This is a genomic window from Streptomyces sp. NPDC015032 (genome assembly GCF_043080425.1).
GTDB lineage: Bacteria > Actinomycetota > Actinomycetes > Streptomycetales > Streptomycetaceae > Streptomyces.
Map to the genome: position 1 here is coordinate 122,423 of NZ_JBIBVN010000004.1, position 6,406 is coordinate 128,828.

9 protein-coding genes are annotated in these 6,406 nt (G+C 67.4%); all 9 read right to left on the minus strand.

The features are described 5' to 3' along the window. Nucleotides 1–12 precede the first annotated feature (12 nt). Nucleotides 13–867: a tRNA pseudouridine(38-40) synthase TruA gene (gene truA, locus ACF08M_RS08995; protein WP_392184581.1), complete on the minus strand. Its 855-nt coding sequence runs from the start codon at nucleotides 865–867 to the stop codon at nucleotides 13–15. Between the two features lie 87 nt (nucleotides 868–954). Further along, nucleotides 955–1,458, minus strand: a complete 504-nt coding sequence (gene rplQ / locus ACF08M_RS09000) for a 50S ribosomal protein L17 (protein ID WP_392184582.1) — start codon at nucleotides 1,456–1,458, stop codon at nucleotides 955–957. Nucleotides 1,459–1,713: 255 nt separating this feature from the next. Beyond that, a complete protein-coding gene (locus tag ACF08M_RS09005) occupies nucleotides 1,714–2,736 on the minus strand; it encodes a DNA-directed RNA polymerase subunit alpha (RefSeq protein ID WP_003966937.1) in 1,023 nt (340 codons plus the stop codon). A gap of 106 nt (nucleotides 2,737–2,842) precedes the next feature. Continuing rightward, a complete protein-coding gene (rpsD, locus tag ACF08M_RS09010) occupies nucleotides 2,843–3,469 on the minus strand; it encodes a 30S ribosomal protein S4 (protein WP_392184583.1) in 627 nt (208 codons plus the stop codon). Between the two features lie 31 nt (nucleotides 3,470–3,500). Then, nucleotides 3,501–3,905, minus strand: a complete 405-nt coding sequence (gene rpsK, locus ACF08M_RS09015) for a 30S ribosomal protein S11 (protein WP_003956432.1) — start codon at nucleotides 3,903–3,905, stop codon at nucleotides 3,501–3,503. A 105-nt stretch (nucleotides 3,906–4,010) separates the two neighbouring features. Continuing rightward, a complete protein-coding gene (gene rpsM, locus ACF08M_RS09020; RefSeq protein WP_018519286.1) occupies nucleotides 4,011–4,391 on the minus strand; it encodes a 30S ribosomal protein S13 in 381 nt (126 codons plus the stop codon). Between the two features lie 194 nt (nucleotides 4,392–4,585). Continuing rightward, nucleotides 4,586–4,699 (minus strand): 50S ribosomal protein L36, encoded by a 114-nt coding sequence (gene rpmJ / locus ACF08M_RS09025; RefSeq protein ID WP_003956441.1) that lies wholly within the window; start codon nucleotides 4,697–4,699, stop codon nucleotides 4,586–4,588. A gap of 60 nt (nucleotides 4,700–4,759) precedes the next feature. Beyond that, nucleotides 4,760–4,981, minus strand: a complete 222-nt coding sequence (infA, locus tag ACF08M_RS09030; RefSeq protein WP_003956442.1) for a translation initiation factor IF-1 — start codon at nucleotides 4,979–4,981, stop codon at nucleotides 4,760–4,762. A 394-nt stretch (nucleotides 4,982–5,375) separates the two neighbouring features. Further along, entirely contained in the window at nucleotides 5,376–6,212 is an 837-nt protein-coding gene (gene map, locus ACF08M_RS09035; protein WP_392184584.1) for a type I methionyl aminopeptidase, read from the minus strand. Nucleotides 6,213–6,406: the final 194 nt, after the last annotated feature.

Here is a 6,406-nt window from a genome sequence, read left to right on the forward strand (position 1 = left end):
CGCGCGGGGGGCTCAGCAGCAGCCGTCCCCGGCGAGCGTACGCACGTTGCGCGCCTCCTTCGAACGGGCGGCCAGCAACTCATCGGCCGGGTAGGCCACTTCCTCCAGCGTCAGCCCATGGGGACGCACCACGTGCACCCCGGGATCCCGCACCCGGGCCGCCAGCACCCGCGCGGGCCACTCGGCCGGCCGGCGCCCGTCCCCGACGAACAGCGCCGCCCCGATCAGCGCCCGCACCATGTTGTGGCAGAACGCGTCGGCCTGCACGGTCGCCGTCATGATCCCGGACGCCTCGTCCCGTACCCAGCTGAGCTTCTGCAGCGTACGGATGGTCGTCGCGCCCTCGCGCTTCTTGCAGTACGCGGCGAAGTCGTGCTCCCCGACCATCCGGGCCGCCGCCTCGTTCATCGCCTCGATGTCCAACGGCCGGTCGTGCCACAGCACATGACCGCGCAACAGCGGATCCACCCCGCCGGGGCGATCGGCGACGCGATACGCGTAGCGACGCCACAGCGCCGAGAACCGGGCATTGAACCCGGCCGGCGCCTCGGCGATCCGCCAGATCCGCACATCGGGCGCCATCCGCCCCGCCATCCGCCGCAGCAGCTTCTCCGCGTGTTCGGCCCACACCTCGGCCGGCAGATCGACATGGGCGACCTGGCCCCGGGCGTGCACCCCGGCGTCCGTGCGCCCGGCGACGGTCAGGTCATACGTCCGTGCGGACCGCGTCACGGTCCGCAGCGCGTCCTCGATCTCCCCCTGGACAGTCCGCCTGGCGGTCTGCTTGGCCCAGCCGGAGAAGTCCTTGCCGTCGTACGCCAGGTCCAGCCGCACCCGCACGGAGCCGGGCTCCACTTCGTCACTCACCGAAGGATCCTTTTCTGCCAGTACATACGGAACGGGCCCGCACCGCCCCGAAGGGTGATGCGGGCCCGTCCAGTGGTCTCAGAACGCTCAGGCGTCCTTGGACTCGGCGTCGGCGTCGGCCGGCTTGGCGTCCTCGATGACCTCGGCCGGGGCCGCGTCCTTCTTGAGGGCGTCTTCCTTGACCGCACGCTTTGTGGCGGCCTCGGCCTCACCGGTGGCCTGCTGGGCCACGGTCAGCGCCTCGACCAGCTCGATGACGGCCATCGGGGCGTTGTCGCCACGACGGTTGCCGATCTTGGTGATGCGGGTGTAACCACCGGGGCGGTTCTCGTACCGCGGGGCGATCTCGGTGAAGAGCGTGTGCACGACGCTCTTGTCCGTGATCGACTCCAGCACCAGGCGACGGTTGTGGATGTCGCCCTTCTTCGCCTTGGTGATGAAACGCTCGGCGACCGGACGCAGGCGACGGGCCTTGGCCTCGGTCGTGGTGATGCGGCCGTGCTCGAACAGCGACTTCGCGAGGTTGTTGAGAAGAAGCTTCTCGTGCGAGGCGCTGCCGCCCAGACGGGCACCCTTGGCGGGCTTCGGCATGGTGTTTCTCCTTGTGTGCTGCACCGGCCGTATCAGGTACCGGTGTCAGTTCCCGCGCGGCGGACGCCACACGGAAGTCTTCGTGCGCCGCACGCACCCGAAAATCGAGCCCCAGCCCGAAAATCAAGCCCGTCCGGCAATTGAGGACAAAGCCTCACGCCCGAGCCAAACTCAAGCCCGTCCGGCGATTGAGGACAAAGCCTCACCCCGGTCCGGGGCACCCGACACAACCCGGGCACCCCGGCCAAAGGCGCATCAGTACTGCTCGGTCTCCACGAAACCGGCGTCCGCGTCGTCATCGGCGCCGAACGCGTCGGCCGCGGCCGTCGGGTCGAATCCGGGCGGGCTGTCCTTGAGCGCGAGGCCCATGCCGGCCAGCTTCGCCTTGACCTCGTCGATCGACTTCGCACCGAAGTTGCGGATGTCGAGCAGGTCGGCCTCGGAACGCGCCACGAGCTCACCCACGGAGTGGATGCCCTCGCGCTTGAGGCAGTTGTACGAGCGGACCGTGAGCTCCAGCTCCTCGATCGGCAGCGCCAGATCGGCGGCGAGCGCGGCGTCCGTCGGCGACGGACCCATGTCGATGCCCTCGGCGTCGATGTTGAGCTCGCGCGCCAGGCCGAACAGCTCGACCAGGGTCTTACCGGCCGAAGCCATGGCGTCACGCGGACGCATGGCCTGCTTGGTCTCGACGTCGACGATCAGCTTGTCGAAGTCGGTGCGCTGCTCGACACGGGTCGCCTCGACCTTGTACGTGACCTTGAGCACCGGCGAGTAGATGGAGTCGACCGGGATACGGCCGATCTCCTGGCCCACCTGCTTGTTCTGGACCGCGGAGACGTAGCCGCGACCGCGCTCGACGGTCAGCTCCATCTCCAGCTTGCCCTTGCCGTTCAGCGTGGCCAGGACCAGGTCCGGGTTGTGGACCTCGACACCGGCCGGCGGGGCGATGTCGGCAGCGGTCACCAGGCCGGGGCCCTGCTTGCGCAGGTACATCACGACCGGCTCGTCGTGCTCCGAGGAGACGACCAGCTGCTTGATGTTGAGGATGAGGTCGGTGACGTCCTCCTTGACGCCCGGCACGGTGGTGAACTCGTGCAGGACACCGTCGATCCGGATGCTGGTGACAGCGGCGCCCGGGATCGAGGAGAGGAGCGTACGGCGGAGAGAGTTGCCGAGGGTGTAGCCGAAGCCCGGCTCCAGCGGCTCGATGACGAACCGGGAACGGAACTCGTCAACGACCTCTTCGGTCAGCGACGGACGCTGAGCGATAAGCATGTTGGTTCCTTCAGTCGTGGGCGCCCACTATTTGACGCCCCCAGATACTGACAAGGGTACGGGCGGCACGACCCGAAAGAGCCGTACCGCCCGGACCCACGAGCTTCTACTTGGAGTAGAGCTCGACGATCAGCTGCTCCTGCACCTGGGTGTCGATCACCTGGCGCTCGGGCAGCGAGTGCACGAGGATCCGCATCGTCGACGGCACGGCTTCGAGCCACGCCGGTACGGTGCGCTCGCCGGCCTCGGCCTGGGCCACCTGGAAGGGGGTCAGGGCCTTGGACTTCTGACGAACCTCGATCACGTCGTTCACGGCGACGCGGGCCGACGGAATGTCGGTCTTCGTGCCGTTCATCGCGATGTGTCCGTGACGCACCAGCTGACGGGCATGGTCGCGGGACTTGGCGAAGCCTGCCCGGTAGACCACGTTGTCGAGGCGGGTCTCAAGGATGCGCAGAAGGTTCTCACCGGTCTTGCCGGTCTTCTGGTTCGCTTCCTTGTAGTAGTTCACGAACTGTCGCTCAAGAACACCGTAGATCCGCGAGCACTTCTGCTTCTCACGAAGCTGAAGAAGGTACTCGCTGTCCTTGGTGCGCCCGCGTCCGTGCTCACCCGGGGGGTAAGGACGGATCTCGATCGGGCACTTCGCGCTCTCGCACTTGCTGCCCTTGAGGAACAGCTTCTGCTTCTCCCGACGGCAACGCTTGCAGTCGGCCCCGGTGTATCGCGCCATTTTCCAGTTGTCTCCGTTGCTTCAGACGGAATCAGACGCGGCGACGCTTGGGCGGCCGGCATCCGTTGTGCGGAGTGGGGGTGACGTCCTGGATCGAGCCGACCTCCAGGCCGGTGGCCTGGAGCGAACGGATCGCGGTCTCGCGGCCGGAGCCCGGACCCTTGACGAAGACGTCAACCTTGCGCATGCCGTGCTCCTGCGCGCGGCGGGCGGCCGACTCGGCGGCCATCTGCGCGGCAAAGGGGGTGGACTTGCGCGAGCCCTTGAAGCCGACGTGGCCGGCGGAGGCCCAGGAGATCACGTTGCCCGAGGGGTCCGTGATCGAGACGATCGTGTTGTTGAACGTGCTCTTGATGTGCGCGTGGCCGTGAGCGACGTTCTTCTTTTCCTTGCGACGCACCTTCTTGGCTGCGCCCTGACGTCCCTTGGGGGGCATGTCTTGACTCCAGATGGAGAGGGGAGGTGATCGGTCCTACAGCGAAGACCGCTGGTTGCTGCGGACGGGCGGAGACCCGGACGACCGCAGTGCGTCCGCTGAGGACTACTTCTTGCCCGGCTTCTTCTTACCGGCGATCGCGCGACGCGGGCCCTTGCGGGTACGAGCGTTCGTGCTGGTGCGCTGGCCGTGGACCGGCAGACCGCGGCGGTGACGCAGACCCTGGTAGCAGCCGATCTCGACCTTGCGGCGGATGTCGGCCTGGATCTCGCGACGGAGGTCACCCTCGGTGCGGAGGTTGGCGTCCACGTACTCGCGGATCTTGACCAGGTCCTCTTCGGCCAGGTCGCGAACGCGGGTGTTGGGGTTCACGCCAGTGGTGGCGAGAATCTCCTTGGACCGGGTGCGCCCGATACCGAAGACGTAGGTGAGGGCGACCTCCACGCGCTTTTCGCGCGGGATGTCAACACCTGAAACGCGTGCCATTCAATGGCTCCAGTTGTTCATTCGGGGGTCTTCCGCAGTGCCGCTCCCGATCGCCGACCTCCCATGACGAGAGGTGGTACGCCCGGGTCCCCGGCCCCCGCCGGAGGTGTCGTCAGCCGAAGCTTGGACGGGCTCTGCGTATGTACGTATTACGTGCGTCGCGCGAAGTACTGCGAGATGCAGGGGGTCGTGCGTCAGCCCTGGCGCTGCTTGTGGCGCAGGTTGTCGCAGATGACCATGACCCGACCGTGGCGGCGGATCACCTTGCACTTGTCGCAGATCTTCTTGACGCTCGGCTTGACCTTCATGGGATGTCAGGTTCTCCGGGTCAGTGCCGTCACCACGCCGAAACGGGGTGGAGGCAAGATCTACTTGTAGCGGTAGACGATCCGGCCACGCGTCAGGTCGTACGGGGAGAGCTCCACGACGACCCGGTCATCCGGAAGGATTCGGATGTAGTGCATCCGCATCTTGCCGCTGATGTGCGCGAGGACCTTGTGACCGTTCTGGAGCTCCACCTTGAACATGGCGTTCGGGAGGGACTCGATCACGGTGCCCTCAATTTCGATGGCACCTTGCTTCTTGGCCACGCTTCGCCTTTCGAATCGGCTACCTTGATCGGCTTTCGACGCCCCGGGTGACATGCGGACACACGGATGCACGAGAGCCGACGAGTCAGTCTACGTCAGCGGACCTCAAAAGACGAATCCGTCAAGTTTGCCCACCCGGAGAGATTTTTAGACCTCCACAAGGGGGTCAAATCGACCGATGTGGTCTCCCCCGGCCCTTGAGACCCCGGGGAAGGGCCCGGTGGCGAGGCGGCCATCAGCCGATGGGGACTCCCCTGGTCCTCAAGACCTTGGGGAAGGGTCCGGCGCCGCCTCGATGCCGACACCCTCTTCCACGCGGCTCTCGCGGGCTCGGCGCCGGGGCGCCTCACAGGCTTCGAACCGCTGCGGCGGACTCCGCCCGCCGAACCTGCGATCAGCCCAGAGGGTCCGGCGCCGCCTCGATGCCGTACTGGGCCAGCTTCGCCTTGCCGCAGTCGGGGGCGGTCAGGACCAGGGGGCCCTGCTCCGTAAGGGCGATCGAGTGCTCCCAGTGGGAGGACCAGGTGCCGTCCGTGGTGATCACGGTCCAGTCGTCCTGGAGCACCTCGGTCTGCGGCGTGCCGAGGGAGACCATCGGTTCGATCGCCAGGCAGACGCCGGGGACGAGCTTGATGCCCTTGCCGCGCTTACGGGCGACGTAATTCAGCAGGTGCGGGTCCATGTGCATCTCGGTGCCGATGCCGTGGCCGCCGTAGTCCTCGATGATCCCGTACTTGCCGGTGGCGGGACGGGGCTGGCGGCGGATGTAGGACTCGATCGCCTTCGAGATGTCGACGAGGCGGTTGTTCACCTTCATCGCGGCGATACCGGCCCACATGGACTCCTCGGTCACCCGGGAGAGCTCGACCAGCTCCGGAGCGTGACCGGTGCCGACGAAGGCCGTGTACGCGGCGTCGCCGTGCCAGCCGTCGACGATCGCGCCGGCGTCGATGGAGATGATGTCGCCGTCCTTGAGGACGGTCTTGTCGTCCGGGATGCCGTGGACGACGACCTCGTTGACCGAGGTGCAGATGGTCGCGGGGAACCCGCCGTACCCGAGGAAGTTCGACTTGGCGCCGTGGTCTGCGATCACCTTGCGGGCGACCTGGTCCAGGTCCAGCGTGGTGGCGCCGGGGACGGCCGCCTCGCGGGTGGCCGCGTGAATGGCAGCGACCACCAGCCCCGCCTCACGCATCTTCGCGATCTGCTCGGGGGTCTTGATCTGCACCATGTGCGCGGCGCCTCTCTGCGTCGGACTGCATCGAACGGTGGCTGCGGCGTACTCAACGATACGGCGCAAGCAGTCGGGGGGGGGGGCCCCGGGCCGCCCCGCCCCCCCCCCGGGAGCAGCGGGCGTTGCGCGCCCCCCCAGGGGGGGGGGATGGGGTCCCAACCCCCCCCCGGCCCGCGCGGGGGCAAGGCCGC

What these genes read in the sequence shown, in the direction of transcription:
- rplQ (WP_392184582.1), bottom strand. Translation starts at nt 1,458, where the DNA reads ATGCCGAAGCCCGCCAAGGGTGCCCGTCTGGGCGGCAGCGCCTCGCAC.
- ACF08M_RS09005 (WP_003966937.1), bottom strand. Translation starts at nt 2,736, where the DNA reads ATGCTTATCGCTCAGCGTCCGTCGCTGACCGAAGAGGTCGTTGACGAG.
- rpsD (WP_392184583.1), bottom strand. Translation starts at nt 3,469, where the DNA reads ATGGCGCGATACACCGGGGCCGACTGCAAGCGTTGCCGTCGGGAGAAG.
- rpsK (WP_003956432.1), bottom strand. Translation starts at nt 3,905, where the DNA reads ATGCCCCCCAAGGGACGTCAGGGCGCAGCCAAGAAGGTGCGTCGCAAG.
- rpsM (WP_018519286.1), bottom strand. Translation starts at nt 4,391, where the DNA reads ATGGCACGCGTTTCAGGTGTTGACATCCCGCGCGAAAAGCGCGTGGAG.
- rpmJ (WP_003956441.1), bottom strand. Translation starts at nt 4,699, where the DNA reads ATGAAGGTCAAGCCGAGCGTCAAGAAGATCTGCGACAAGTGCAAGGTG.
- map (WP_392184584.1), bottom strand. Translation starts at nt 6,212, where the DNA reads ATGGTGCAGATCAAGACCCCCGAGCAGATCGCGAAGATGCGTGAGGCG.